Source organism: Sphingopyxis sp., from assembly GCF_035998965.1.
Lineage (GTDB): Bacteria > Pseudomonadota > Alphaproteobacteria > Sphingomonadales > Sphingomonadaceae > Sphingopyxis.
Genome location: NZ_DASYHE010000050.1, coordinates 61523 through 88495 on the forward strand (window position 1 = coordinate 61523; position 26973 = coordinate 88495).

Here is a 26973-nt window from a genome sequence, read left to right on the forward strand (position 1 = left end):
GGTCACCTCTTGTCATGCGATTAGAAGAAGTATAACTAGGTTAGATAAGTAAGGGAAGGGACAGATTGATGGGCTTCAAGACGCGGATCACCGACATGCTGGGCATCGAACATCCGATCGTCCAAGGCGGCATGCAAGCCGTCGGCACGGCGCAAATGGCGAGCGCGGTCTCGAATGCCGGTGGTCTGGGCATGATCACCGCCCTGACCCAGCCGACGCCCCAGGCGCTGCGTGACGAGATCGAAAAATGCCGGTCGCTGACCGACAAACCCTTCGGCGTAAATCTCACCGTTTTCCCGACGATCCACTCGCCCGATTACAATGCCTATGCCGACGCCGTTGTCGAAAGCGGTGTCAAGATCATGGAGACCGCGGGCACGCCTGCGGTGCGCGAAATCTGGGCGCGGGTAAAGCCGCACGGAGTGATGATCCTGCACAAATGCACCGCCGTTCGCCACGCGCTGTCGGCCGAAAAGGCGGGATGCGACATCATCTCGATCGATGGATTCGAATGCGCGGGCCATCCGGGGGAAGATGATATTCCAGGATTGATCCTGATCCCGGCGGCGGCCGACAAGGTAAAGATTCCGATGCTTGCCTCGGGGGGCTTTGGTGACGGACGCGGGCTCGTCGCGGCGCTCGCGCTTGGCGCCGACGGCATCAATATGGGGACGCGTTTCTGCGCCACCCGGGAAGCGCCAATCCACGACAATGTGAAGCAGGCCTATGTCGAGAATGACGAACGCGGCAGCTTTCTGATCTTCCGCAATTTCAAGAACACCGCGCGCGTCGGCAAAAGCGAAGTCAGCGAAGAAGTTGTCCGCCGTCTGGCTCAGCCGGACGCCAAATTCAGCGACGTGCAGGAACTGGTCGCGGGCACCGCGGGCCGCGAACTGCTCCAGACTGGCGATCTCAGCAAGGGCGTGTTCTGGGCGGGCATGATACAAGGTTTGATCCACGACATCCCGACCTGTCAGGAACTGATCGACCGGATCATTTCGGAAGCGGAGGCGATCATCGACCAGCGCTTCGCTGCCTTGCGCCGCTGACGCGATGAAAGTCATCGTCACCGGCAGCGCGGGAAAGATCGGTCGGCCGGCGCTCGTAGCGTTGCGCGCGGCGGGCCATCGCGCCGTCGGGCTCGACATCGCCGGTTCGATTGAACCGGGCAGGCAATTGCGCTGCGATTGTACCGATTTCGGCGCGGTCATGGGCGCGCTGTCGGGAATCGATCCGGCGGGCGGGGTGCCCGACGCGGTTGTCCATCTTGCCGGCATTCCCGCGCCGGGTCTGGCGACTGACGAGACGACGTTTTCGGTCAATACTCGGTCGACCTATAATATCTTTTCCGCGTGCGCGCGGCTGGGCATCCGCAAAATCGTGTGGGCATCGAGCGAGACGATCCTGGGCCTTCCGTTCGACGAGCCGCCCGCCTTCGCGCCGCTCGACGAAACGCATCCCGACCGGCCAGGCTGGTCTTACGCGCTGGCGAAACAGCTGGGCGAGACGATGGCCGACACGTTCGTCCGCTGGCATGGCGATATGGCGATCGTGTCACTGCGCTTTTCCAACGTCTTTACAGCAGAGGATTATGCCGGACTGGCGAAGATGCAGGCCGATCCCGCGCGGCGGAAATGGAACCTCTGGTCCTATGTCGATGCCGAGGATGCGGCAGAGGCCTGTGTCCGTGCGGTCGAGGCGCCGGTCGCTGGCCACGAACGCCTTCTCATCGCGGCGGCGGACACGCTGATCGACCAGCCGAGCGCCAATCTGATGCGGGCATATTTCCCCGATGTGCCGCTGCGCGCCGTCCAAGGCTTCCAGTCGCTCCAGTCGTCGGCGCGCGCTGCCGAACTCATTGGTTACCGGCCGCAGCACAGTTGGCGCGATCGCCAACAACCCTAACGCTGCCCGCCATCAACGCGCAGCAGCGCGCCGGTGGTAAAGGACGAAGAAGGGCTGGCAAGCATCAGCGCCGCGGTGACGATCTCGGGCGGATTGCCCGGCCGGCCCAGCGCTACGGGCTGTTTCTCGCGCTTTCGTTCGTCCCACGCATCGGCGATGTTGGTCAGGAACGGACCGGCGGAGATGGTGTTGACGCGGACCTTCGGCCCATATTCTCGGCTCATCGACACCGTCATCGCATTGAGCGCGGCCTTCGCTGCACCATAGGGCACGATTCCCGGCAGGGCCATCAGCGCGCCGGTTGAACTGATGTTGATGATCGCGCCGCCGTCACCATCGGCCATCCGCTTGCCGATCTGGCTTGCGAGCCGGAACGGCCCCTTGAAGTTGAGGTTCATCACGCTGTCGAACAGGCTTTCGGGGATCTCATGGCTTGCCATCGGCGGCGACATGCCGGCGTTGTTCACCAGCACATCGACGCGGCCGAATTCGGCGTAGGCGGCGTCGATGAGGGCGTCGCATTCGGTCCATTTGCCGACATGCGCGGCAAAAGGCAGGGCGCGGCGGCCCAGCGCGCGGCATTCGGCCGCGGCAGCCTCGCAATTGTCGAGCTTGCGGCTGGCAATGACGACGTCGGCGCCCCGCTGCGCGAATGCTTTGACCATCTGATAGCCGAGCCCACGCGAGCCGCCGGTGACCAGAATGACCTTGCCGGTGAAATCGAACAGTGGATCGGGCTTCATGCGACGGCCCCCTGTTTCAGCGCCGCGAGGCGGGTTGGAATATGCTCACTGGGGAACAGGCCTACGGCAGGCTTGGCCTTTTTCAGAAATGCCTTTGCGACCTGCGCCTTGTGCACCTCGGTCGGCCCGTCCGCCAGCGCCAGGCTGGGCAGCCCCATCCACATATCGGCCAGCGGCGTTTCGAGCGTCACCCCAAGACTGCCGTGGAGCTGGATCGCGCGCTGGACGATGTCGTGATAGACCTTGGCCATCTGGACCTTGCACATCGCGATATGCGTGCGTGCGGCGCCGTGCGGCTCCCGCCCCTGTTCCACTTCGTCGATGATCCAAGCGGTCTTGAGCACGAGCAGGCGGAATTGCTCCAGCTCGATAATCGAATCGGCGATCGCGCCCTGGACGAACTGATGCTCGCTCAGCTGCTTGCCCTGCGTTCGCCGCGATACGGCGCGCTCGAGCATCATGTCGATCGCGCGCTGGCATTTGCCGACGGTGCGCATCGCATGATGCACCCGCCCGCCGCCCAGCCGCGCCTGCGCGACCTTGAATCCCTCACCGGGTCCGCCGAGCATTGCGTCGAGCGGCACGCGGACCTTGTTATAGCGGATATAGGCGTGGGTGCCGTCGTCCGCGCCCTTGCTGTCGCCCATCGTCTGCGAGTGGCGGATAAACTCGATCCCCGGCGTGTCGGTCGGGACGATCAGCATCGACATGCGGCCGTGCGGCGGGTTTTCCGGATTGGTCGCGACCATCACGATCAGGAAGGCCGCGTATCGGGCGTTCGACGAGAACCATTTCTCGCCCTCGATCACCCATTCGTCGCCGTCTTGCCACGCGCGGCACGTGAACTCCTTGGGGTCGGCGCCCGCTTGCGGCTCGGTCATCGAAAAGGTCGAGACGATCGTGCCCGCCATCAACGGCTTCAGGAACCGCGCTTTCTGCTCTTCTGTCCCGAACATCGCGAGAATTTCACTGTTTCCGGTATCGGGCGCCGCGGTGCCGAACACCGTCGGCGCCCAATAGCTGCGACCCAGAATTTCGTTCATGAGCGCCAGCGTGAGCTGACCATGGCCTGGCCCGCCCAACTCTTGGCCGAGGTGACAGGCCCACAGCCCCTGCGCCTTCACCTGCTCTTGCAGCGGCGCCATATAGGCGCGCGATTCGGCGTTCGCGACGTCATAGGGTGCGCCGTGACCCGGAAAGAGCATATCCATCGGCTCGCATTCCTCGCGGACAAAGGCAGCCATCCAGTCGAGCTTGGCCTGCAATTCGGGTTCGATACGAAAATCGATCATGCTTATGTCCCTGGTTTAGCCGATCAGGCGGATGAGTTTTTCGGCCTCGGCGAAATTGCCGCGCACCAGCCGGTCGAAAAAGCGCCCGGTCTCAGCGCTCAATATGCCCTTCGCCGCCTGCGCGACCTTATATTCGAGGATGCAGCCGCCCTTGAACATCGCGAGCAACAGATAATAATCGAAGCTCGCCATGCTGCGCCCGGTGCCTGCGGCATAATGCGCCATCAGCTCTTGCCGACTTGGCCAGTCGCCGACGTTGTAAAGCGCCTTTTCCGGTACATGACCGGGGAAGCGGTCGTCGCAGATGCCATTGCAGAACCATGCAAGATCGAGCAGCGGATCGCCGACCGTCGACAACTCCCAATCGATCAGGGCGGTCAGGCGGCACGGCGCATCAAAGGTGAACAGCGCATTGGGTGTTCCCACGTCGCCGTGGATGATGCCCGGCCTGAAATCGTCCGGGATATTGGCGCGCAGCCAGTCGCGCAGCAGCGCATAGCCCGGAATGTCGCGCCATTCATGGCCATAAAGCTGCCTATAGCTCCTGATCTGACCCTCCCAACGGTCGACTTGGCGCTCCAGATAATTGTCGGGCTTGCCAAAGCCTGCGAGCCCCACCGCCTTGTAATCGACATTGGCCAGCGCGATCAGCCCGTCGACCATGGCGAACGGCACCTCGCGGGCGTGCGGCGGCTTGTCGAACGGTGGGCGGTCGTGGATTTTCCCGTCGCGCAGGTCGGCGGGCCATCCGGTAACCAGCTCCATGACATAAAAGGGGGCGCCAATGACCGTCGCGTCGGGGCAGCTGCCATGGCATAACGGGTGCGGCACGGCGGTGCCGCTGAGCGCGGTCAGCACCTGCGCCTCGCGCATCACGCTTTTCTCGCTGCCGGGCGGCGGCACCGCGGGCGGACGGCGAAGGATCAGCGTCTCGCCGCCGCGGTTCAGCGACAGGATCACGTTCGATGTGCCGCCGTGGATTTTCTCGATCCTCAGCGGCCCGTCCCCAAGCGCCGGGATATGGGCGTCCAGCCACGGCGTCAGTCGGTCTGGATCGGCAAGGAACTTTGTGTCGTCGGTCATCCGTCGCGTTCCCGCAAATAGCCCTCGATCTCGGCGCGAATGATGTGCAGCTGGTTCGCCGCATTGGCGAAGGTCGCGCTGTCGATCCGCGCCAGCAGAGCATCGGTCACCGCTTGCGCGCGCGCATGGTCGGCGGCTTTGAGAGCGCGTCCGGCGTCGGTCGCAACGATCAGCGAGGCGCGCTTGTGATCGGGGTTATCGGCAAAGGTGACAAGGCCGCGCTCGGCGAGCACGTTGGCGGCGCGCTGCACGACCTGTCGCGGATGACCCAGGCTGCGCCCGATTTGTGCGACGGTCGGTGCGGCGGCGGCGTTGACCGCCGCGGTCAACACGGTGAGTTCCATTTCCGCGATCCCGCTCGCGGCGCGCGTGTCGGCGTAAAGGGCACGCATTCGTCCGCGCAGCCTTGCGACCTCGTCGGCGAATCGTTCGAAATCGGTAAAGCGTTGTGTCGACATGACACCTTAATGTCAACATGACACTAAAGTGTCAAGATGTCTGGCGCATGGTCATTTTGCGGAACAGCGACGTTTCGGCCTGCCAGTCGATCCGCACCCGGCGATGCGCGAAGCGCCAGCCGTCGGCAGTTCGCACTAGCCGGTCGTCATAGGTGCCGCTGTGGTCGGGGCCGAAATCGCTGTGGACCGTGAAATAACTGCGCGCGGTGGCGCTGTCGCCATCGACCGCGATTAGCGGATTGGTGATGTGGTGGCGCACGAAGGTCAGCCGCGGATCGCGTGTGCCCGAACCGAGCGACGCCGCAATGGCGTCAGGGCCTTTCGGACTGGCGCCAGGATACTCGAGCACCCCGTCGGCAGCAAAACAGGCGGTCAGGGCGTCGAGGCGCCCGCGATCACCGTTATAGGTATAGCGCGCGAGCAGGTCGCGGATCGCGTCGCGGTCGGCAGCCAGATCAGCCATTGAAATTCAGCTTCAAGCCGGGTTCACCCCAGCGCGTCTTGACGAGGCGGCCGGTCGAAGAAAGCGTGATCCAGGCGTCGCGCATATCCTCGCCGCCAAAGGCGATGTTGGTGACATAGGGTTCGCCCTCGATCGCATATTTGGAAACATCGCCCTGCGGAGTGATCGTCGAAATCCCACCGCCATAAAGCGTCGCAACGCACACATTGCCCGCCGCGGTCACCGCCAGGCTGTCGAACCCGACTGGTCCCGGGGCCGTTGCCACCCACGTCGGACGCTGTGTTTCGACTGCACGGTCATAGCGCCACAGCCGTCCCTGATGCGTGTCGGCAACATAGATGTGCGCGTCGTCAGGAGACAGCCCAACGCCGTTATAGGATACCGCGTGGCGATTGATCGCGGCAATCGACGATCCGTCGGGCAGCGCGCTGAACAACCCGCTCGCGGTGCGAATGCCATCGTGCGTCTTGCCAAGGTCGGTGAACCAGATCCGCCCGTTGGCGTCGAATATGATATCGTTCGGCGCTTCCAGCGCGATCCCCTCGCAACTGTCGTAAATCCGATCGAACTTGCCGGTGGCCAGATCGACGCGCTCGACCCGGCCTTCGTGCCCGGCGCCCCGTGCATTCTGGAATTTGACGGGATCGAGCCCGCCGTTGTTGCAGACATACAGCGCGCCGTCGGGGCCGATAGCAGCGCCATTGGGTCCGCCGCCGATCGCGCATATCTTTTCGGTTCGGCCATTCCAGCAGCGCGTGATGCGTCCTGCCGCCAGTTCGACGACGATCACCGATCCATCGGCCATCACGACCGGGCCTTCGGGGAAGGCGAGGCCTTCCGCGACGATCTCCATCGACCCTCTCCTATATAACCTAGTTATGTATGTCTTGACACGTGGCGAGGTAGCGCGCAACCCTTGGTGCCGGGAGAGACAATTGCCGATACCACAGCATCATATCGTGGCGACACCGCCACCCTTCGACCATCCGCCTTACCCGGCGGACATATTTTCCGGACAGACCGTGCTCGTCACCGGCGGCGGTTCGGGGATGGGCCTTGCGATGGCCAAGGCATTTGCACAGGGCGGCGCGCAGGTCGCGGTCATGGGGCGAAGCATCGAGCGGGCCGAAGAGGGGGCGCAGGAGATTGCTGCGCTGGGTGTTCGCACCCATGCGATGAGTTGCGACGTCCGGCAGCCCGACGCAATAGCCGCCGCCTTCGACGAGGCCGAACGCGCCCTCGGTCCGATCGCCCTGCTTGCCAACAATGCCGGTGCCAATTTTCCGATTCTGGCCGAGGATATTTCGCCCAATGCTTGGAACGCCGTCACGCGCATCGCGATCGACGGCACTTTCCTCTGCTCGGCCGAATTTGCCCGGCGCCGGATCGCGCGCGGCGAGGGCGGGGCGATTGTCAACAACAGCGCGCAATATATCTGGACCGGTTTTCCCGGCGATGCACACAGCGCCGCCGCAAAGACCGCGCAGGCGACGATGACCAGAAAGCTCGCCGCGGACTGGGCGCCCTATGGCATCCGCGTGAACGCGATTGCGGCAGGTTTCTTCCCTCACGACACATCGATGGCAGGACAGCGCGAGGGCGGCATAGCGCCGCTTCAGAACATGATCCCGGCCGGCCGGACCGGTAGCATATGGGAATTTGGTTGGCTGTCCGCGATGACGTGCACGCCGCTTTTCGGCGATATGACCGGACAGGTGATTGTCCAGGATGGCGGCGAAAGCCTGCGCCGCTCGCTGATGATGCCCGACTTTGTGCCGCCGCGCGAACGCGCCGATGGACCTTGGGGGTGGCAATGACCGGCTGGCTTTCAGGGAAGCGCGTGCGCATCGAGGGCGAAAGTCCGGCGATTGCATCGGCGTTGGCCGCGCAGGGCGCCGATGTTGGTGACTCTGATCATTGCGACATCTGGGTGCATACTGCCCCGCCCCCTGCGATCAGGCTCGCGCACGAACTGACCCATAGCGAATGGCGCGCAAGCCTCGACGCCGGGCTCGATCGCCGCTTCCTCGGCGCCAGGGATTTCGCGGCGCAATGCCGTGCGCGGGGGACGGGAGGCGCGGTGCTTTTCATTGGGTCCCCCGAACAGGCGCTCGGCGCCGATCACGCGGCAGCCGCGGGCGCGCTGGGCAATCTCACCAAGACGCTTGGGGTTGAATGGGCGCGCGACGGCATTCGTGTGAACAGCATATTGACCCGCGACGCGGGCAGCACGCTTGGCAATCTGGCGGCCTATCTGGTTAGTGACTATGCCGCTTATGTGACCGGTGCGGTGATGGGGATTGACCTCGATGACTGACCGGTCGCGCCTCGACGGGCAGGCCGCGTTTGTGACCGGCGGCGGCGGCGGGATCGGGCGTGCGATCGCGATCCGTCTAGCCCAAGCGGGGGCCGACGTTGCCATCTTCGACATTTTCCCAGAACGCGCCGAGGAAGCCGCCGCGGGCGTGCGCGAAGAGGGCCGACAGGCACTGCCGATTGCCGGTGACGTCATGGACGCCGGTGCATTGCGCTCGGCGATCGACATGACGGCGGCGACGTTGGGACGTCTCGATATTCTGGTGAATAACGCCGGGGGCGTTTCGGCGCGCCCGTTCCTTGAACAAAGCGAGCGCAGTATGCGCAAGCATATCGACATCAACCTGATGTCGATGCTCGTCGCGACCCAGGCGGCGGCCCTTCATATGGTGGCGGGCGGGCGCGGCGGCACGATGATCAACGTCGCCAGCATCGAGGCGAGCCGGGCGGCGCCGAATTTTGCCGTCTATGCGGCGTGCAAGGCGGGGATGCTCAGCTTTACCAAGTCGATGGCGGTCGAATTGTCGGGGCATGGCATTCGCGTAAATTGTCTGGCACCCGACCACACGATCACCCCGGGAAATCAGGGCAATCGAGCAGGCCCGGTCGATCCCGCGACGTGGAAAAAACGCAGCGACGACGAAATTGACGCGATGAACCGGTTGATCCCGCTGGGGCGCGAGGGGGTCGATACGGAATGCGGCGACGCGGCGGTGTTCCTGGCGAGCGCGATGTCGGCATACATCACCGGCGTCCTCCTACCCGTTGATGGCGGCACCTGGGCGTCGTCCGGCTGGGTGCGCGGCCGCGATCGCCGGTGGACGCTGAATGAGGGGTTGGCGTTTGGCGGTTAAGCTGCAGATTAGTGCCCGGCATTGCGAAGTTGCACGCGTCACCATATTGACGCACCAGAAAACCCGGAATTAGCGGGCGTGGGCAAAGGGACGGTACATTGCAGAGCGATAGGGACAATGGGCGGATTCGGGTTCCCAAGACATCGGAGTTGGTTGCCGATCAGATCCGGGCGCAAATTATTCGCGGTGAACTGACCGAGGGCGATTCGCTGCCGCCTGAGGGCGTGTTGATGACCACCCTCGGTGTGTCGCGGCCAACGCTGCGCGAGGCGTTTCGGATTCTCGAGGCCGAGAGCCTGATCAGTGTCGTGCGCGGATCGCGCAGCGGCGCGCGCGTGCATCGCCCTTCGACCGAACTTGTTTCGCGTTATGCCGGCTATGTACTGGAATCGCAGGGCACGACGATCGCCGATTTTTACGCCGCGCGTCTGGCGATCGAGCCAACGGTGGTGCGCTGGCTGGCAACGGTGAAGGGCAAGACCCCGGGGATGCCCAAACTCAAGTCGGTGCTCAAGGATCTTGGCGATATGCTCGCCAACGAGCAATATGACGAATTCATCGATAATATCGCCTATTTCCATCAGGTTCTTGTCGAAGCGACAGGCAACAAGACGCTCAGCTTCATGAACCGGATGCTCCTGAACCTCGCGCGTACTCACCAGAATGATTATCAGCGCCGCCACCCCCGCACGACCGAGGAACGGATGAAGAGCATCCGCGCCGGGTTCAAATCCTATGACAAACTCATCGGCCTGATCGAAAAGGGTGCGGTCGAGGAAGCCGTCGCGCACTGGCGGCTGCACCTGCGCAACGCCAACGAAACCTGGGCGGTGCGCGGCGAAGGCGAGCGGATCGTCGATTCGCTGCACGGATGAGCTTCATCGAAGCGATGATCGTGGCTGCGGAACGGGCCGCTGCCGCGCCGCTCACCGTTGCTTCGGATATCCGCCCCTGCGCCACGACATTGGGTGACGTGGTCGCCGCTGGCCGCCGCATGGGCACACGTATGACGGCCTCCGGCGTCCGACCCGGCGATATTATCGGCTGTATGGTGCCCAACTGGCGCGAATGGCTGGTGGTCGCGGTCGCCGCAGCGCAAGCGGGGGCGGTGATGCTTCCGATTGTCACGATTTATGGCGCGAAGGAGCTTGGCTTCATCCTCCGCCAATCCGGCGCCAGATGGCTCTTCACCCCCGATCATTTTCGCGGCGCCGATTATGACCGCGTCCTTGCCGATTGCGGTGCACTTCCCGCGCTCGAACGTCATATCGCGACCGGCCCCGCTTTCGACGCGCTGGAGGCCGACGGGCCCATAACCGATCCGGTGCGCATCGATCCGGACGATATGGCGCTGCTCGTCTACACATCCGGCACCACCGCCGATCCCAAGGGCGTGATGCACTCGGCGCGCGGGCTGCTCGCGGAACTGGCGACGATGCAGGCGATACGCGGCGGCGATGGAAATGATGCGGTCATCTCGCCCTGGCCGCCCGGCCATGTCGCAGGCGCATTGTCGATGTACCGCTATCTTTGCCAGGGCGCGCCGCTGGTGCTGATGGACCAGTGGGACGCGTCCCTGGCCGCCGAGCTGGTCGAACGGCACCGCGTCACCACGTCGTCTGGGACGCCTTTTCATCTGTCAGGCATGATGGCCGCGGCCGACGCCAACGGCAATGACCTCAGCTCGCTGCGCCAGTATCTGGTGGGCGCGGCGCCGGTGCCGCCGTCCCTGATCGCCCGCTGTCAGGCCCAGGGGCTGGCGGTCTATCATTGCTATGGGTCGAGCGAACATCCGACGGTGACTTCGGGCGTTGTCGATGATCCGCTCGACAAGCAACTCCACACCGAAGGCCGCGCGATCATGGGGTCCGAAATGCGCTTCGTCGATGACGACGGCCATGACGTCGCCGCGGGGGAAGACGGCGAAATCTGCACCCGTGGCCCCGAACTCTTCATGGGCTATCTGGACCCTGCGCTCAACGCGGCGGCCTTTCTTCCGGGCGGTTGGTATCGCACCGGCGACATCGGCCGCGTTGATGCCGACGGCTATTTGCTGATCACCGACCGCAAAAAGGACATCATCATCCGCGGCGGAGAAAATATCTCGTCAAAAGAGGTCGAGGCGGTGCTGTTGTCGCACCCCGCAATCGTCGATGCCGCCGCCGTCGCCGCACCTGATGACCGGATGGGCGAGGTCGTGCGGGCGTGCGTCGTGCTGGCGCCGGACGCTGCGCTGACGTTGGATGATGTGCGCAACCATTTTGCCGGAGCGGGGATTGCCAGACAAAAGACGCCAGAACGGCTGACGATCCTGCCCGAGCTTCCGCGGAACGCGTCCGGCAAAGTGCTGAAACATGAACTGCGGCGTAGCGCCTAGTTGCGCATGATAAAGCCGCCATCGACGTTGAGCGCCTGACCCGTGATCCAGTCACCTGCCGGCGAACAGAGTAGCAGCAGCGCGCCGACCAGCTCTTGCGGTTCGCCCCGTGGTTGCTTGACGACGCGCGCCATCGCCGCCTGCACGAACGGGCTTTCCTCGGGGGTCAGCGCCTTGCCCGCGTCGGACATCGTCATGCCAGGCGCAATCGCGTTGACGTTGACGTTCAACTTACCAAGCTCGGTGGCAAGCGTGGTGGTCAAGCCGAGCAGCGCAATTTTGCTGATGCCATAGGTGGTTTGCGCCGGAAAGCCGCCCGCCGACAGCTGGTTGACGATCTTGCCGCCGCCGCGCGCCTGGAACAGCGGCACGGCAGCTTTGGAACAGATCAGCGCGCCAGTCAGGTTGACGCGCATCAGCTTCTCGAAATCGGCGACGCTTGTCTGGATTGCGGGCGTGCCGACGGCTTCCACCATCAGCGCGGCATTGTTCACGAGGATATCCAGTCCGCCAAACGCCGCTTGTGTCGCTTCCATCATCGCCGCAACCGATGCTTCGTCGGCAATGTCGGCCTGCACCGCGATCGCCTTGCCACCCGCGGCGTTAATCTCTCCCGCAACGCGCTCGGCGCCCTCTTTGTTGAGGTCGGCGACGACGACGCTGGCGCCCGCGTTCGCCAGCCCGACGGCATAAGCGCGCCCGATGCTGTTGCCGCGGCCCCCTGCGCCCGTGACGATCGCGACCTTGCCGTCGAGCCGAAACTGGTCGTTGGTGAAATCCGCCATGCTCATGCCCCCTGTTTCGGAAAGATCGGCGCGCCGACGCCGATGGTGACGGTCTTGTAGTGCAGGAATTCGTCGATCCCGGCCTTGCCGCCCTCTTTGCCAAAGCCAGAGATTCCCACCCCGCCGAACGGCGTGTGCGGATTGATCTGGAACCCGCCGTTATTATAGACCCCGCCGGCGTTAAGCCGCTCGGACAGCCGGTGGACGCGCTGCAGATCGTTCGACTGGATGTAGGCGGCGAGGCCATATTCGCTGTTGTTGGCGATGGCGACTGCTTCATCCTCGTCGTGGAACTTGATCACGACGACCGCGGGACCAAAGATTTCGACCTGGCTGATTTCATGGTCGGGGTCGGCATCGACGATCAGCGTCGGTTCGATGAAATTGCCGTTCGCCAGATCGCCGCCGCAGCGTCCGCCGCCGAGCAGGAAGGTCGCGGCCTTGTCGGCCTTGGCTCGGTCGAACATACCGGTGATCCGATCGACCGCCGCCTTGTTGATGACGGGACCGACCGCGACCGTCGGGTCCATCGGATCGCCGACCTTGAACTGGCCGATGATCGCCTTCAGCCGCGCGACGAAATCGTCGTAAATGTCGGCATGGACCAGCTGGCGAGTGGGCAGGGCGCATCCCTGTCCCGACAGGCAGCCCACGGTCCAGAACACCGCGCGTTCCGCCGCCGCCTGGACGTCGCAATCGGGAAAGACCAGGCTGGCCGACTTGCCGCCCAATTCCATGACGCTCGGCTTGATCTCCTCGGCGCAGGCGGCGAGGATCTTGCGGGCGGTGATCGGTCCGCCGGTAAAGCTGATCTTGCGCACCTTCTTGTGGCGCACGATGGCGTCGCCCGCTTCGGCGGTGCCAGGCAGGATGGACAGCACGCCGTCGGGCACCCCGGCCTTTGTGCATAATTGCGCGAACAGTTCGGGCGCGAACGGCGTAATCTCGGCGGGTTTGCAAATGACGCAATTGCCCGCGGCAAGCGCCGCACACACCTTCATGCCCAGCGAGATCAGCGGGCCATTCCAGGTGATGATGATGCCGACGATGCCGATCGGCTCGGGCACCGTATAGGACAGCTCGCCGCGCGTATCGAAGGTACTGAGCAACTCGCCCGACAGTTTGTCGCACCAGCCCGCATAATAGCGCGTCCAGCCGACCGCGGTATCGACCCCGCGCTCTCCGACCATCAGCGTCGTGCCGCCGTCGAGCGCCGCCGCATGGGCCAGTTCCGCCCGGTTTGCCTCGAGCAGGTCGGCCAGCCGGTTGAGAATGTCGCGCCGCGCCTCCGGCTTGGTCCGACGCCACGCCTCGCGAACCGCTTCAGCCTTGGCGACCGCTTCCTCGACCTCTTTTGCCCCGGCGAGCGGGATGTCTGCCTGCACCGACTGGGTGACGGGGTGGAGATGCGGATGTGTCCCGCCGCTGCCACTGCTGCGTTGCTCATGTCCCAAATGCAAATGAACTGCCGGTGCGCTCGCCATATCTTTATCTCCCAATTGATGTGTTCAGGCGTTCCACGCCAGATGCAGATGTTCGAGCGCCATGACGCTGCCGCCGCGGCACGTTTCGTCGCCCTTTTGAACCTGCTCGAAATGCCCGACGCGGGCGAACCACGCGCGGTAGAAAACGATGAGCTCCATGCGCGCGAGGTGCAGGCCAAGGCAGGTGTGAATGCCTGCCCCGAATGCCGCATGGCGATAGAATTGCCGCTCGACGGACACCCTTTTCGGATCGGGATTAAGCCCTTCGTCCCAGCCGACGAGCGGCAACGGCGCCAGAATGCAGTCCCCGGCGCGCAGCTGCACGCCCTCCAGTTCGGTATCCTGCACGATGTAGCGCGGGGTCGCGACAAAGGCATAGCGGCGCAGCAATTCTTCCACCAGATCGGGGATCACGGCCGGATCGTCGATCGCCCGCTGGCGCAGCTTTTCGTCATGCGCCAGATGGCGCATCCCGAAACTCATCGCATTGGTGACCGTGTCGAGTCCGGCCAAGAACATCAGGAAGCCGATCGACATCATCTCCTCGAACGTCACTCGCCGACCATCGACTTCGCTGACGATGATTTTGGAAATCATGTCGTCCTGCGGTTCGGCCATCCGCTGCTGGATCAACTCGGCTAGATGCCCCAGGATTTGTTGCGCCAGCGCGTTGCGTTCGTCGGGCGTCGCGCGCGCGTTGAAAAAACCGACGACAAGACGCCGAAACTCGTCGAACTTCGACATCGGAAAGCCGAACAACTCCATGAACACCGCCACCGGCAGGCGCGATGCGATGGCCGATACAAACTCGCATTCGCCCGCATCGACGATTTCACCCAGCAACTGGTCCGTCCATTCGACGACCCGTCCTTCGAGCGGTTCGATCGCTTTCGATTCAAAGAAGGGGCGCAGCATCTGTCGATAGGGGCGATGCTCGGGCGGATCGAGCATCTCGGGGATCATCTTCGGCTGGTTGGGATTGGGCGGGATCGACAGATAGCGGCTGGAGAAGATCTCAGGATGCCGGATCACTTTCGAGACCGACGCCGACGTGTTGCACATCCAATGTCCGCCATGGGCGTTGGTCCAGAATACCGGCGGCGCGGTTTCCTTCAGTTCCCAATAACGGTCATGGACATCGGCCAGCAGGCCGGGGTCGGCAATATAGTCGAACTCATAGACCGGCGAACGCGCCGGTGCTTGCGAATCGGTCATATTCTCTCTCCCATTGACGTAAGTAAACAAGTGTTTACATAGGGAGTCAACGGGGAGATAGGATGGCGACTACAATCGAACAGCCTTCGCGCGATGCCGACCGGACAAAAGCGGCGATCCTTTTTGCTGCGCAGCAAATTTTTGCGGAAAAAGGCTTTGCCGAAGCGGGCGTGCGCGACATTACCGCGCTCGCCGGGGTGAACCCGTCGCTCGTCAGCCGCTATTTCGGCGGAAAGCTCAAACTGTTCGAGGCGGCGCTCGATGCTGCACTCGATCCTCGGCTGATGACCGACCTGCCCAAGGAAAATTTCGGCAAGCTCATCGTCGCGCGCTTTGCCGACGAGGGTGATCGCGTCAGTCCATTGCCGATGATGTTCCGTGCCGCCGGTGACAGCGAAGCGCGCGCAATCACCGCGCGCTTGCTGCGCGACCGGGTGTTCGAGCCGTTGCAAATATGGTTCGGCGGCGAGGTCGCGGCCGTCAAGGCGGCGCGGTTCATGATGGTTTCGCTCGGCTTTTTTGCTTACCGCGACCAGTTGCCGCTCGCCGAATTCGCGGGTCCGATCGAACCCAGTCTTCGCGCCTGGCTGGAAAGCGAGTTCCAGGCCATCGTCGATGACTAGGCAGGGCGTCATAGCGTCGCCATGTCGATCACGAACCGATATTTGACGTCCGATTTCTCCATGCGCTCATAGGCCGCATTGATGTCGGCCATCGCGATCGTCTCGGTATCGGGCAGGATGTTGTGCACGGCGCAGAAATCGAGCATCTCCTGCGTCTCGCGGATACCGCCGATCGCCGACCCGGCAATCGATTTGCGGCCGCCCAACAGCAGCCCCGAATGAAAGCCGGGCATTTGCTCGATCGCCCCGACGATCACCAGATGGCCGGATGTCTTGAGCAGGCGCAGATAATTCTGATACTCATGTGCGACCGGGATCGTGTCGAGGATGAAATCGAAGCGGCCGTTCGCTGCCTTCATTGCTTCCTTGTCGGTCGCGATGAGGACATGCGCCGCGCCGAGCGCGCGCGCGTCGTCGGCTTTCGAAGGTGAGGTGGTGATCATCGTCACCTCGGCGCCGAGCGCGGCGGCGAACTTTACCCCCATATGGCCGAGCCCGCCGAGTCCGGCGACCGCGACCTGCTGGCCGGGGCCGACGCCCCAATGCCGGAGCGGCGAGTAGGTGGTAATGCCCGCGCAAAGCAGCGGTGCGGCTTTCGCGAGGTCGAGCGCAGCGGGAACGCGCAGCACGAACGCATCGCGCACGATCACGCGCTGCGAGTACCCGCCTTGCGTCTGGCTGCCGTCATGCCGGTCGCGGCTATTGTAGGTGCCGACACTGCCAGGGCAATATTGCTCCTGATGGTCGGCGCAGTTCGGGCATTCCAGACAGGCATCGACGAGGCAGCCGACCGCTACCGCGTCGCCGATTGCAAAGCGCCCAACCGCGCTGCCGACGGCGCTGACGCGACCGACGATCTCATGCCCCGGCACGATCGGATAGCGCGTTCGACCCCAATCGTTGCGTGCGGTGTGCAGGTCCGAATGACAGACACCGCAATAGAGAATATCGATCGCGACATCATCGGGTCGAAGCTCGCGCCGTTCGATCGCCAACTGGGCCATGGCGGCGTCGGGGGCGATCGCGCCCCAAGCGGTTACGGCCTCAGTCATGCAGCATCCTTTAATAACAGGGCGGCGTCGGGCGGCGCGATGAACTGCAACAGATGCGCGCGCTTCAGACAGAGATGCGGCGCCGCTTCGTCGGTCATACCGATACCGCCATGGACCTGGATATTGGCGCGGCCGTTATCGAGCGCGGCCTGATCGGCCAGGCGTTTGGCGGCGGCGATGTGAAAAGCTGCGTCGGCGTCTCCGGCGTCGAGCGCGCAAGCGGCATAGTATAGCTGCGACCGCGCAACCGCAGCGCGCACCGCCATGTCCGAACAGATATGTTTTAACGCCTGGAACCAGCCGATCGGCCGATCGAATTGCTGGCGCAGCTTGGCGTAATCCGCCGCCATGTCGCGCGCCGCATCAGCGCACCCCACGGCATAGGCCGCGGCGAGCAGCTGGAGGTGCAGCGGCGCGGCGGCATCGACGCTCTGCACCGACACTGTCAACGACCGACGGCACTGGTCGGTCGACAGATCGATCGTCGGCGCGTGTGGAGCATCTTCGGGCACGACGAACAGGCAAAGCTTGTCGATTTGCCACATCAGCACGGCGGTCGAGCCGCCGGGATCGAGCACGCGCATATCGCCCGACGCCTCGGCCGGCAGCGCAAGGGCGGCCTTGCCAACAAAGCCGTCGGCGAACCAGCGATGGGCCGCCGCGGTGGAGAGCAAGCCGATCGGCGCGATACAGCGACCGAGTTCAGCAAACACGACAGCTTCGGTGGCATGATCCAGGTCCATTCCGGGCGCAGTCATGCTCGTCCAGCCCATCGCTTCCAATTCGGCCCACAGTCCCGGAGAACGCGATCGCGCATCCTCCAACGCCATATTGTCGCGGCACCAGTCGGCGGTCGCAGTCCGCAGCGCCTCCTGCTCGTCGTTCAGGGTCAAATCCATCGCGTCACCTCGATTTCGGCAGGCCGAGCAGCCGCTCGCCAATGATGTCGCGTTGGATCTGAGCTGATCCGCCTGCGATGGTTGACGCAAATCCGCGAAGATAATCCTGCACCGCATTGTCGTCGCCATAGGCAAAGTCGATCATATCCTCGCCCATCAACAAAACCGCCATCCGTTCCAAGCGCTGCCCCAGCTCGGACGTGAACAGGCGGATCACCGACGCTTCGGGCCCTGGCTGACCCGTCCGTACCACCTGGGAAATGTTGCGATATGTCATCGCGCGGAGCGCCGCGACCTCGGCGCGCATCTGCGCCAGTTGGTCGGCGATGCGATCATCCCTGATCATGCCATTGGCGCGCGCGGTCGCGATCAACGCGGCGATCTCCTGACCCGCTTTCACCTGCTCGGCGATGAAGCCGGTGCCGCGCTCAAAGCTCAGCGTGGACATGGCGACCTTCCAGCCGTTGCCCAAGCCGCCGACGACATTTGCCAGCGGAATGCGGACATCGTCGTAAAACACCTCGGCAAATTCGGTCTGCCCGGACATTTTACGGATCGGCCTGATGGTGATGCCCGGCGCGTGCATGTCGCAGATCGCCCAGCTCAGCCCAGCGTGGCGCTGCGATCCTCCTTCGGTGCGCAGGACCAGCTCCTGCCAGTCCGCAACATGGGCAAAGCTTGTCCAGATCTTCGACCCGTTGACGACCAGTTCGTCGCCCTCGATCCGCCCGCGCGTCTTGATGCCTGCAAGATCGGACCCCGCGCCGGGTTCGGAAAAACCCTGGCACCAGATCGCCTCACCCTTCAGGATTCGCGGCAGATGATAGGCCTTCTGCTCGTCGCTTGCGTTCAGGATCAGCGTCGGCCCGCCATGATTGATGCCGACGAAATTGGCGCCGATCCAGGGCGCATGTGCCTTGGCATATTCCTCCAGCCAGATGACCTGCTGGACGATCGACAGCCCGCGCCCGCCATAAGCGGTGGGCCAGTTGATCCCCGCCCAGCCGGCGTCGAACAGGCGGCGTTGCCAAGCCTTGTCGAAACCGATCGCATCGGCGGCGTCGATCGGGCGCTTTTCACGCGGCACATTGGACTGCAACCAGTCGCGGCATTCGTCGCGAAACCGCATCTCGTCGGGCGAAAAACCGATATCCATCACACGGTCTTCTGGGCGCCGCCGATCGGCTCGCCCTTCTTGCGCATCGCCGGATCGAAGCCCGCGTTGCGCATCAGCTCGTGGCTCAGCCCGGCGCCGAGTGCCATCCCGTCGGTGTCATAGATCAGCCGCTTGTTCTCGGCATTGCTGTGACGGCTGTTGCCCAGCATCAGCGCGGCCAGTTCAGCGACTTTGGTGTCGAGCGCATCATCGGCCACGCAATAATTGGCCAGCCCCATCGCCGCCGCGTCCTCGCCCGAATAGGGCTGGCACGTCAGCATCATTTCGAGCGCCTTTGCCTGCCCGACGCGGCGCGGCAGGCGCTGCGACAGGCCCCATCCCGGCACCAGCCCCCATTTGCCGTGCGTATCGGCAAAGCGCGCGCTGGGGTCGCAGACGATTAAGTCGGCCGACAGCGCGAATTCGAGCCCGCCGGTATAACAACTGCCGCGCACCTTCGCGATCACCGGTTGCGGCAGCTTGGTCAGCCGTTCGAGGATCAGCATCTCCTGCCGCAGCCAGCCCAGCGCATCGGCGTGCGGGGGCTGTTTCAGATCGTGGCCGGCACAGAAATGCCCGCCCGCACCGGTCACGACGATCACGCCTACCGCGCTGCCATGCGCCTCGATATCGTTGATGTGGGCGCGAAATTCGCGAAACAGCGCGCGGTTGATTGCGTTGCGCTTGTCGGGGCGGTTGAGCGTCAGCGTGCAGACGCCCCCGGCATCTTCACGCAGGACGAGGGCGTCGGTCATATCTGGTCTCCGCGTGTCTTGGCGATGGCGGCTGCGGCGGTCCCGTCGGCGCGGGCGCGCTGGCCGAACTGTTCGCGGATCGGCACAAACTCGGGCATCACCAGCGACCGGCGAAGCCAGTTGGCGGCATCGACGACCAGGGTATGACCGCTGATATAGGTCGCATAGGGCGAGCAGAGGAACGTCGCGGCCCAGCCCAGTTCGCGTATCTCGCCGACGCGCATCCCCGGAATTGTGCTGTCGCCGCGTTCGCCGACGCGGTGGCGCGTCATATGGTCGGGCAAGTCGTCGTGTGGAAAGCGTCCAGGCGCGATGCAATTGACGCGGATGCCGTCGGGTGCCCATTCGACCGCTAGGCTCTGCGTCAAATTGGTGACCCCCGCCTTCGCCGCGGCCGAGTGTGCGGTTCCCGGTCCGCCCGTCCAGCTATAGGTCGCGCCGATATTGAGTATTGCCCCCGGCATCCCCGCCGCAAGTCGGCGGATCGCAAACTCGCGGCTGCAATTATAGGTGCCATTGAGGACGATATCGACGACGGTGCGAAAGCCGTTCGGCGTCATTTCCTCGGCCGGGGCCGGGAAATTCCCCGCCGCATTGTTGATCAGCACGTCCACCGGCCCCAGCGCCGCCTCGATCTCGTCAAATGCCGTCGCGATCGCTTCGGGATTGCGCACGTCGCACGCGACGGCAATCGCTTCGGCTCCGACGTCGCGGATCGCAGCGAGACCCGCTTCCAGATGCTCGGGCTTGCGGCTCAGCACCGCCACTTTCGCGCCCAGCCGCGCGAACTCGACCGCCATGCCCTTGCCCAGCCCCGTGCCGCCGCCGGTCACCGCGACGACTTGTCCGGTGTAGGTTCCATCGGGCAGCGCTTTCGCGCCGAGCGGCGGCGGGGCGGGAAGGGCCATTTATTTGCCTTTATAGTGGGGCGCGCGCTTTTCGCGGATCGCGGCGCGGGCCTCGTGATAGTCTTCGGTCTTGAAGAGATAGCTTTGCGCATACAGCTCGGCGCGGGTGCCGGTGCGGATCGTCGCGCCGTGCATCAGGTTGATCATCTCTTTCGCCATTGCGAGGTTGATCGGTGGTTTGGCGGCGATGTCGCGTGCGACGTCCAGCGCCTTTGCATCGAGTTCTTCGGGCGCCACCACAAAATCGACCGCTCCCCAATCAAGCGCAGTCGCGGCGTCGATCTTTTGCCCGCTCATCACCATATATTTGGTGCGCGATGGCCCGATCAGCGCGGTCATCATCTGCGTCCCGCCGGTATCGGGCAGCACGCCGTAAAGGATTTCGGGCAACGCCATTTTCAGCGTCGTGTCGCTGATCCGTATATCAGCCGCGAGGGCGAGTTCGCACCCACCCCCGATCGCGCCGCCTTTCAGCGCGGCGATAATGGGTTTGGTCGATTCCTGCATCCGCAAGCGGCCTTCCTGGTGCCGGCGCACGAAGTGAAAGTCGCTTTCGTCGCGCGCCCGCTGGCCCAGCACATTGGTGTCGCGCCCCGAGCAGAAGCTTTTGCCGGTCGCGCGGATGAGGATCGCATTCGACTCGGTCTCCTCAAGCGCTTCGCCGATCCGCGCCTGAAACAGCGCCGACATATCGTCATCCATCGCGTTATGCCGGTCGGGCCGGTTCAACGTGATGATGCGCAGCGAACCGTCGATTTCGCTCAGAATTTGATCGGCCATGGCCGCGCTTCTCCCAAAGCATTTCGACATAGGTCTTGCACGAGTTATATAACTAGGTCAATTATGTCGTGACAAAGCAGATCAGGGAGACGGCGGATGTTCGAAGGAAAAACCGCGCTCGTGACGGGCGGATCGCGCGGCATCGGCGCGTCGATTGTCAAGCGACTCGGCGCTGCGGGCGCGCATGTCGCGATCAACTATGCCGGCAGCAAGGATGCCGCCGACGCGCTCGCGGCCGATATCGTGGCCACCGGGGGCAAGGCGTTCGCGGTCCAGGCCGACGTGTCGACCCTGTCGGGCATTGCGACGATGTTCGATGCCTGCGACACGCAGTTTGGCGATGCCCCCAATCTCGACTTCCTCATCAACAATGCCGGGGTTGGGCGCAGCGGGCGCGATGGCACGTTAAAGGGCGCGGACGAGGATCTCTTCGACGAGCTATTCGCGGTCAATGTGAAGGGCCCGCATTTCGTGACGCAGGCGGCGCTGCCGCGGCTTCGTGACGGCGGGCGGATCGTCAATATCGGCTCGATGTCGGGCAAGGTCGGTCAGCCCTTCGCCGCAAGCTATGCCATGACCAAGCGCGCGGTCCAGAGCCTGACGTTCAGCACCGCGCTGGCGGTCGCAAAGCGCCAGATCACCTGCAATTGCATCGCCCCCGGCGCCGTCGCGACCGACTTCATCACGGCCTTGCGCGACCAGCCCGGCTGGGACGAAGCGACGGCAAAGCACACCCCGATGGGGCGCCTTGGCGAGCCCGACGATATTGCCGGCGCGGTGATGATGTTGCTGGGCGACGATGCGCGCTGGGTGACGGGCCAGATCATCGAAGCGAGCGGAGGGCTCGCGCTCTGATGGCGCTGATGACCGAAAAATTGCGCGCGATCATGGCGCTCGATCCCGACCGGACCGAAATTGATTTCGAGGGGCGGGATTATAGCTGGGGCCAGATTGCCGCGTCGGTTCGCGCGATCGAAGATGCGCTGGACGCCATGGGCCTGCCCGACGACGCCCGCGTCGGCGTCATGCTGCGCAATCGTCCGGGCCATATTGCGGCGATTGTTGCGGTCCTCTCGTCCGACCGCTGCCTGGTGACGCTCAACCCGATCCTGCCCGACGCGAAGCTGCTGGCCGATGTCGAGGGATTGGCGCTTCCCGTCGTCATCGCTGACGCAACCGATCTTGCGCGAGGCGGAGTCGCGGCGGCGCTCGAACGGGCCGGATCGGCTGTGATCGAAATCGACCCGCTCCTCGGCGGCGTTCGCATCGTCCAGGCTACGGTCGGGGCCGAGGTGCGAACCTCGCCAGGGGTCGCTGTCGAAATGCTCACCAGCGGCACCACCGGCGCGCCGAAACGCGTACCGCTCAGCCGCGATGCCTTCGACGCCAGCTTTCGTGGCTTCACCAAATATGAGCGCGGGCGCAGCTTCGACGACCCGCCAAAGCTCAACTCGGGCTGTACGATGGTGGTCAACCCGCTCACCCACATCGGCGGGATTTACGGCTGTATCGCTGCACTTGCGGCGGGGCGAAAGATCGCGCTGCTCGAAAAGTTCAGCGTCGACGCTTGGGTCGCGTCGGTAAAGCGCAACCAACCCGCGGTCGCTCCCGCCGTGCCCTCGGCCATACGAATGTTGCTCGATGCCGACGTCGACCCCGCCGACCTGTCCAGCCTCAAATCGCTCATCTCGGGCACCGCGCCGCTATCGCCGGATCTGGTCGATGCGTTTCTCGCCAAATATGGCATCCCGATCTGCGGCAATTACGGCGCAACCGAATTTGCGGGTGCGGTCGCCGGCTGGACGATCGACGATTTTCGCAAGCTGTGGGCGGAAAAGCGCGGTGCGGTCGGCCGCGTCCATGGGGATATCGAGGCGCGGATCGTCGACCCTGAAACCGGATCCATTCTGCCGGACGGCGCGGAAGGGCTGCTCGAACTCAAGGGCCGTCAGCTCGCCAACGATATGCAATGGCTGCGCACCACCGACCGCGCCGTGCTCGATCCCGATCGCTTTCTGTATATCCGGGGCCGCGCGGACAATGCGATCATCCGCGGTGGGTTCAAGATCCACCCCGACGATGTCGCTCGCGCCATCAACGATCATCCGGCGGTTCGAGAAGCCGCCGTCGTCGGCGTCCCGGACGAGCGGCTCGGCCAAGTGCCCGCCGCTGCAATCATCCTGAAGGACGGTGCCACTGAACCGGCAGCCGATGACCTCAGGGCTTGGCTCAAGGACCGGCTGATCGCCTATCAGGTGCCCGTTCATATCCGCTATGTTGCCGACTTCCCTCGCACACCGTCGATGAAACCTTCGGCGCCGGGGTTGCAGGCGCTGTTCGAAGGAGCGCAATGATGAAAGACTTCAGCGGAAAAGCGGTCATCGTTACCGGTGGCGGGCGCGGCGTTGGCCGCGGCGTTGCCAAGGCCTTTGCGGCGGCAGGGGCACAGGTCATGCTCGGCGCCCGGACCATATCCTACGCCGAGGATGTGAAGGCAGAGATTGAAAAGTCGGGCGGCGCCGCCGAATGTTTTGCCGCCGACATCGCGCGCCACGCCGACTGCCGCGCGCTCGTCGCAGCGACCGTGGAGGCCTTTGGTACGGTCGATATTATTGTCCATGCCGCTGCCGACATTCCGCATGGCGGCGTTGGCCAGGTCGACGATGAGCGGCTTGAGGCGGGCTTCGCCAGCATTGCCAAAGCGGCATGGTGGTTGCTCGATGCGGCGCGGCCTTATCTCGCCAATGCGCAGGATGGGGGCCGCTTCATTGCGATCGGGTCGGTCAACGGCACGTTCAACGTCGTTCCGAACATGACCGCTTATGGCATGGCCAAGGCTGCGCTCGACGCCTTCATTCGCGCCGCCGCGGGCGATGTGGTAAGCGAAGGGATCACCGTTAACGCGATCAACCCCGGCCTGATCGCCAGCGACCGTGCGAAAGCGGTGCTCGGCGATGAGGGGCTTGCCGCCTATGGCGCGACGGTTCCCGTTGGCCGCGCGGGCACGCCTGCCGATATTGCGCACGCCTGTCTGTTCCTCGCCTCGGCAAAGTCCGACTATATCACCGGCACGACGATCAAGATGGACGGCGGCTCGACCGTCGCCGCATCGCCGGGGCGCAACGATATCTTGCAGGAACGGCTGAAGCTCCAGCAGGGCAAGGCGCCCTGATGGACCTGGGCATCACCGGTAAGGTTGCGCTCGTTTTCGGCGGCTCAAAGGGGATCGGCCTCGGCTGCGCGCACGAGTTCGCGCGCGAAGGCTGCCAGGTCGTCATCGCCGCGCGCACGCAGGCGACGATCGACGATGCAGTCGCCGAATTGCAGGCGGCGGGCGGGCGGGCGATCGGCGTTTCGGCCGATTGCACCACGAAAGACGGAATCGCGTCGGCGGTGAACGCGGCGACCGAAACATTCGGGTCGCCAGACATATTGATCTTCAACGTCGATTCCGGCCCAAAGGGCGCTTTCCTCGACGTCGATGACGACACCTTTGCCGCGGCGAACAACAATAATGTCATGGCCTTTCGCTGGGCGGTCCAGGCGGTTTTTCCGCATATGCAGGGCAAGGGGTGGGGCCGCATCCTGACCATCGCCACCAATTCGGTAAAGGCGCCGCACCGCAAGCTCCCGCGTGCGGCACAGAACACTTATCGGGTCGGAGCACTTGCGCTCTCAAAAACATTGTCGGCCGAACTCGGTCCCTTCGGCATCACCGTCAACACGCTGGGCACCGGCGCGATCGCCACGCCGCAATTTCGCGATGTGTTCACGAAAATCGCCGAGGCGCAGGGACAGACCTATGACGAGCATATCGCCGAACGCACCAGCCATTATCCGATCCCGCGGATGGGGACGCCGCAGGACATGGCGGCTGCCGCGGCCTTCCTCTGTTCGGATCGCGCGGGATTCATCACCGGCCAGGTGCTGATCGTCGATGGCGGCAATCTGGAAGTTTTGCAATGATTGAAAGCAAGGGAATAACAGCATGAAACTCGACGATAATTTGGCCGCAGTCGTTACCGGCGGCGCTTCGGGTCTTGGCCGTGCCAGCGCCGAGGCGCTCGCAAGCGCGGGCGCGAAGGTGGCGATCTTTGACGTGAACGAGGAAGGCGGCAAAGCCGTCGCCGACGCGATCGGCGGTATCTTCTGCAAAGTGGATATTACCAGCGAGGACAGCGTCGTCGCGGGATTCGAAACGGCGCGCGCCGCGCACGGACAGGAACGGGTGCTCGTTCACTGCGCGCAAATCTCGAAGGGCGGCAAGACGGTCCGCTTCGACAAGGCCAGCGGCGGTTATGTCCGCTATTCGACCGACGACTATGCCTTTTCCGCGCAGGGCATTTTGATCGCGAGCTATCGCCTCGCGTCGCTGTCGGCGCTGGGCATGGCAAACGCCGAACCGCTCAATGACGATGGCGAACGCGGAGCGATCATTCTCACCGCTTCCGCTGCGGCGCAGGACGCGCAAATCGGTCAGGTCGGCTATGGATCGTTGAAGGCGGGGGTGAACGGTCTGGTGCTGCCGCTGGCGCGCGATCTCATGGATCTGGGCATCCGGGTCAATTCGATCATGCCCGGCATTTTTGCGACGCCGCCGATGCTGGCGGTCAAGGATCGCGCCCCCGCAATTTTCGAAGGTCTGGCGGCGTCGGTGCCATTCCCCAAGCGCCTCGGGCATCCCGAAGAATTCGGTTCGCTGGTGCTGGAACTCGTCCGTAACGGCTATTTCAACGGCCAGACCCTGCGGCTTGACGGCGCCATCCGTATGCCGCCGAAATAGGAACCATGTTTTGAACGCTCCCCAGCAATTCCCCGTCGCGCGCCAGTCGGCCGGCCCCGCGCCCGACCGTCGCCCCGGTTCCATCCGGCGGACCACATCGATCGACTCGGACTGGCCGGATGGCTTTGGCGAGCCTTGGGTGATGCAGGGACGCGGCCGTGATCTGCTGACCCCCTTCGGTGGTGATCCGATCGAACTGGCGGCGGGTGATTTTCGCATTCGCACGTCGCCAATTCGCGAGATTCTTGAAATATCGGCGACGCCCGATCATCCCCGCCTGTCCGACATGGTCGGCGTTCGCGCGGGCGGAGCCAGCCGCCATGCGCTGGCCGCGACGCTGGGCGACATTCGCGGCACGCCGACGTTTCAGCTTCTCGACGATTTTGCCGGCGCCAGTCTCGTCGCGGGATGGATATGGTCGCGGTGGATCGACGACTGGCAAGCGGCGATGCGCAGCAAGGGAACCCAATCGACCGCGGGCAACAAGGGGCGGATGCTCAATATCTGCACCGGCTTTACCGAGGGGGCCAGCTCGCTGTCCGATGTCGGCAGCGTCGATCATTCGCATCAATCCTCGACCGAGGTCGGCACGCTCGTCAACCCGGATGATCCGGTGGGCTGGCATGCAATGACCGAACAGACCGGTCGTCCGCAGGCGCGGCGCGCGCGGCGAATCGACATGTGGCGTGCCGAGGGGGTGCTCAAGGTCGATGCGGGCTTTCAGGACAGCGGCCCCAACCCGCAGGGCACCCGCACCGCAATTCACGAGTATCGGGTCTATGCCGAAATCGACGAGGCGACCGACACATTGCTGTCGCTTCAGGTCTTGCCCCTGATCCTGCCGTTTCGCGAATGTCCGGGAGCGTCGATGAAGGCGGCCAGAATGGTCGGTCAGAATGTGGCGGACTTCCGGCAGGCGGTGCTCGACACGCTGGTCGGAACCTTGGGCTGCACGCACCTGAATGATGTGCTGCGCGCGCTTGCCGATGTACCCGCGCTCGCACGATTGTTGCCAAAAGGACGCGGTTGAGAAGCAATTTAC

Annotated in this window: 29 protein-coding genes; 14 read left to right on the forward strand and 15 right to left on the reverse strand. The window is 63.9% G+C overall.

Annotated features, from left to right (window positions below; translation table 11 throughout):
- The first annotated feature begins 68 nt into the window (after positions 1 to 68).
- Both VGN68_RS08495 and VGN68_RS08500 read left to right on the forward strand, forming a co-directional pair.
- Complete coding sequence (locus VGN68_RS08495; RefSeq protein WP_327475729.1) at positions 69 to 1049, forward strand: nitronate monooxygenase family protein; 981 nt, start codon at positions 69 to 71, stop codon at positions 1047 to 1049.
- Positions 1050 to 1053: 4 nt separating this feature from the next.
- Positions 1054 to 1905, forward strand: a complete 852-nt coding sequence (locus tag VGN68_RS08500; protein ID WP_327475731.1) for an NAD(P)-dependent oxidoreductase — start codon at positions 1054 to 1056, stop codon at positions 1903 to 1905.
- Here the strand turns inward: VGN68_RS08500 and VGN68_RS08505 are convergent.
- The 6 genes from VGN68_RS08505 to VGN68_RS08530 all read right to left on the reverse strand — a co-directional run bounded on the left by VGN68_RS08505 (position 1902) and on the right by VGN68_RS08530 (position 6797).
- Complete coding sequence (locus tag VGN68_RS08505) at positions 1902 to 2648, reverse strand: SDR family oxidoreductase (protein WP_327475733.1); 747 nt, start codon at positions 2646 to 2648, stop codon at positions 1902 to 1904. The two genes, VGN68_RS08500 and VGN68_RS08505, sit on opposite strands and share 4 nt — an antisense overlap.
- The gene (locus VGN68_RS08510; protein WP_327475735.1) at positions 2645 to 3940 is read right to left on the reverse strand and encodes an acyl-CoA dehydrogenase family protein; all 1296 of its coding nucleotides are present in this window, start codon (positions 3938 to 3940) and stop codon (positions 2645 to 2647) included. Before VGN68_RS08510 ends, VGN68_RS08505 begins: the two co-directional genes overlap by 4 nt.
- Positions 3941 to 3955: 15 nt before the next feature.
- Positions 3956 to 5023: a phosphotransferase family protein gene (locus VGN68_RS08515; protein WP_327475737.1), complete on the reverse strand. Its 1068-nt coding sequence runs from the start codon at positions 5021 to 5023 to the stop codon at positions 3956 to 3958.
- Complete coding sequence (locus tag VGN68_RS08520; protein WP_327475739.1) at positions 5020 to 5415, reverse strand: MarR family transcriptional regulator; 396 nt, start codon at positions 5413 to 5415, stop codon at positions 5020 to 5022. Before VGN68_RS08520 ends, VGN68_RS08515 begins: the two co-directional genes overlap by 4 nt.
- Before the next feature lie 97 nt (positions 5416 to 5512).
- Positions 5513 to 5944, reverse strand: a complete 432-nt coding sequence (locus tag VGN68_RS08525) for a nuclear transport factor 2 family protein (protein ID WP_327475741.1) — start codon at positions 5942 to 5944, stop codon at positions 5513 to 5515.
- Positions 5937 to 6797, reverse strand: coding sequence for an SMP-30/gluconolactonase/LRE family protein (locus tag VGN68_RS08530; RefSeq protein ID WP_327475743.1), 861 nt, complete (start codon positions 6795 to 6797; stop codon positions 5937 to 5939). Before VGN68_RS08530 ends, VGN68_RS08525 begins: the two co-directional genes overlap by 8 nt.
- Positions 6798 to 6879: 82 nt before the next feature.
- Between VGN68_RS08530 and VGN68_RS08535 the strand changes: the two genes are divergently transcribed.
- The 5 genes from VGN68_RS08535 (at position 6880) to VGN68_RS08555 (ending at position 11491) form a co-directional block, all read left to right on the forward strand.
- Positions 6880 to 7761 (forward strand): SDR family oxidoreductase, encoded by an 882-nt coding sequence (locus VGN68_RS08535; RefSeq protein WP_327475745.1) that lies wholly within the window; start codon positions 6880 to 6882, stop codon positions 7759 to 7761.
- Positions 7758 to 8261, forward strand: coding sequence for a hypothetical protein (locus tag VGN68_RS08540; protein WP_327475747.1), 504 nt, complete (start codon positions 7758 to 7760; stop codon positions 8259 to 8261). Before VGN68_RS08535 ends, VGN68_RS08540 begins: the two co-directional genes overlap by 4 nt.
- Entirely contained in the window at positions 8254 to 9114 is an 861-nt protein-coding gene (locus tag VGN68_RS08545) for an SDR family NAD(P)-dependent oxidoreductase (protein WP_327475749.1), read from the forward strand. Before VGN68_RS08540 ends, VGN68_RS08545 begins: the two co-directional genes overlap by 8 nt.
- A gap of 98 nt (positions 9115 to 9212) precedes the next feature.
- Positions 9213 to 9989, forward strand: a complete 777-nt coding sequence (locus VGN68_RS08550) for a FadR/GntR family transcriptional regulator (protein WP_327475751.1) — start codon at positions 9213 to 9215, stop codon at positions 9987 to 9989.
- Positions 9986 to 11491: an AMP-binding protein gene (locus VGN68_RS08555; RefSeq protein WP_327475753.1), complete on the forward strand. Its 1506-nt coding sequence runs from the start codon at positions 9986 to 9988 to the stop codon at positions 11489 to 11491. The genes VGN68_RS08550 and VGN68_RS08555 overlap by 4 nt, the downstream gene beginning before the upstream one ends.
- Here the strand turns inward: VGN68_RS08555 and VGN68_RS08560 are convergent.
- From VGN68_RS08560 to VGN68_RS08570, 3 genes are read right to left on the reverse strand one after another with little or no spacing between them, the layout of a single operon-like run.
- Positions 11488 to 12276: an SDR family oxidoreductase gene (locus VGN68_RS08560; RefSeq protein ID WP_327475755.1), complete on the reverse strand. Its 789-nt coding sequence runs from the start codon at positions 12274 to 12276 to the stop codon at positions 11488 to 11490. The two genes, VGN68_RS08555 and VGN68_RS08560, sit on opposite strands and share 4 nt — an antisense overlap.
- A gap of 2 nt (positions 12277 to 12278) precedes the next feature.
- The gene (locus VGN68_RS08565) at positions 12279 to 13760 is read right to left on the reverse strand and encodes an aldehyde dehydrogenase family protein (RefSeq protein ID WP_327475757.1); all 1482 of its coding nucleotides are present in this window, start codon (positions 13758 to 13760) and stop codon (positions 12279 to 12281) included.
- A gap of 24 nt (positions 13761 to 13784) precedes the next feature.
- The gene (locus VGN68_RS08570) at positions 13785 to 14975 is read right to left on the reverse strand and encodes a cytochrome P450 (RefSeq protein WP_327475759.1); all 1191 of its coding nucleotides are present in this window, start codon (positions 14973 to 14975) and stop codon (positions 13785 to 13787) included.
- Positions 14976 to 15037: 62 nt separating this feature from the next.
- On the opposite strand from VGN68_RS08570, the gene VGN68_RS08575 reads away from it, so the two are divergent.
- On the forward strand, positions 15038 to 15598 hold the full coding sequence (locus VGN68_RS08575; protein WP_327475761.1) for a TetR/AcrR family transcriptional regulator: 561 nt from the start codon (positions 15038 to 15040) through the stop codon (positions 15596 to 15598).
- An 8-nt stretch (positions 15599 to 15606) separates the two neighbouring features.
- Here the strand turns inward: VGN68_RS08575 and VGN68_RS08580 are convergent, their stop codons facing one another.
- From VGN68_RS08580 to VGN68_RS08605, 6 genes are read right to left on the reverse strand one after another with little or no spacing between them, the layout of a single operon-like run.
- Positions 15607 to 16650, reverse strand: coding sequence for an NAD(P)-dependent alcohol dehydrogenase (locus tag VGN68_RS08580; protein WP_327475763.1), 1044 nt, complete (start codon positions 16648 to 16650; stop codon positions 15607 to 15609).
- Positions 16647 to 17549 (reverse strand): acyl-CoA dehydrogenase family protein, encoded by a 903-nt coding sequence (locus VGN68_RS08585; protein WP_327475765.1) that lies wholly within the window; start codon positions 17547 to 17549, stop codon positions 16647 to 16649. Before VGN68_RS08585 ends, VGN68_RS08580 begins: the two co-directional genes overlap by 4 nt.
- A 4-nt stretch (positions 17550 to 17553) precedes the next feature.
- Complete coding sequence (locus VGN68_RS08590) at positions 17554 to 18705, reverse strand: acyl-CoA dehydrogenase family protein (protein ID WP_327475767.1); 1152 nt, start codon at positions 18703 to 18705, stop codon at positions 17554 to 17556.
- A complete protein-coding gene (locus VGN68_RS08595; RefSeq protein ID WP_327475769.1) occupies positions 18705 to 19460 on the reverse strand; it encodes an enoyl-CoA hydratase/isomerase family protein in 756 nt (251 codons plus the stop codon). The genes VGN68_RS08590 and VGN68_RS08595 overlap by 1 nt, the downstream gene beginning before the upstream one ends.
- Positions 19457 to 20368: an SDR family oxidoreductase gene (locus VGN68_RS08600; protein WP_327475771.1), complete on the reverse strand. Its 912-nt coding sequence runs from the start codon at positions 20366 to 20368 to the stop codon at positions 19457 to 19459. Before VGN68_RS08600 ends, VGN68_RS08595 begins: the two co-directional genes overlap by 4 nt.
- The gene (locus tag VGN68_RS08605) at positions 20369 to 21148 is read right to left on the reverse strand and encodes an enoyl-CoA hydratase/isomerase family protein (protein ID WP_327475773.1); all 780 of its coding nucleotides are present in this window, start codon (positions 21146 to 21148) and stop codon (positions 20369 to 20371) included.
- A 96-nt stretch (positions 21149 to 21244) separates the two neighbouring features.
- Between VGN68_RS08605 and VGN68_RS08610 the strand changes: the two genes are divergently transcribed.
- The 6 genes from VGN68_RS08610 to VGN68_RS08635 are packed head-to-tail and all read left to right on the forward strand — an operon-like array spanning position 21245 to position 26961.
- Positions 21245 to 22003, forward strand: a complete 759-nt coding sequence (locus VGN68_RS08610) for an SDR family NAD(P)-dependent oxidoreductase (RefSeq protein ID WP_327475775.1) — start codon at positions 21245 to 21247, stop codon at positions 22001 to 22003.
- Positions 22003 to 23502, forward strand: a complete 1500-nt coding sequence (locus VGN68_RS08615) for a class I adenylate-forming enzyme family protein (RefSeq protein WP_327475777.1) — start codon at positions 22003 to 22005, stop codon at positions 23500 to 23502. The genes VGN68_RS08610 and VGN68_RS08615 overlap by 1 nt, the downstream gene beginning before the upstream one ends.
- The gene (locus VGN68_RS08620) at positions 23502 to 24320 is read left to right on the forward strand and encodes an SDR family NAD(P)-dependent oxidoreductase (protein WP_327475779.1); all 819 of its coding nucleotides are present in this window, start codon (positions 23502 to 23504) and stop codon (positions 24318 to 24320) included. The genes VGN68_RS08615 and VGN68_RS08620 overlap by 1 nt, the downstream gene beginning before the upstream one ends.
- Positions 24320 to 25114: an SDR family oxidoreductase gene (locus VGN68_RS08625; RefSeq protein ID WP_327475781.1), complete on the forward strand. Its 795-nt coding sequence runs from the start codon at positions 24320 to 24322 to the stop codon at positions 25112 to 25114. Before VGN68_RS08620 ends, VGN68_RS08625 begins: the two co-directional genes overlap by 1 nt.
- 22 nt (positions 25115 to 25136) lie before the next feature.
- Positions 25137 to 25931, forward strand: coding sequence for an SDR family oxidoreductase (locus VGN68_RS08630; protein ID WP_327475783.1), 795 nt, complete (start codon positions 25137 to 25139; stop codon positions 25929 to 25931).
- 10 nt (positions 25932 to 25941) lie between these two features.
- Positions 25942 to 26961 (forward strand): DUF2889 domain-containing protein, encoded by a 1020-nt coding sequence (locus VGN68_RS08635; RefSeq protein WP_327475785.1) that lies wholly within the window; start codon positions 25942 to 25944, stop codon positions 26959 to 26961.
- Positions 26962 to 26973: the final 12 nt, after the last annotated feature.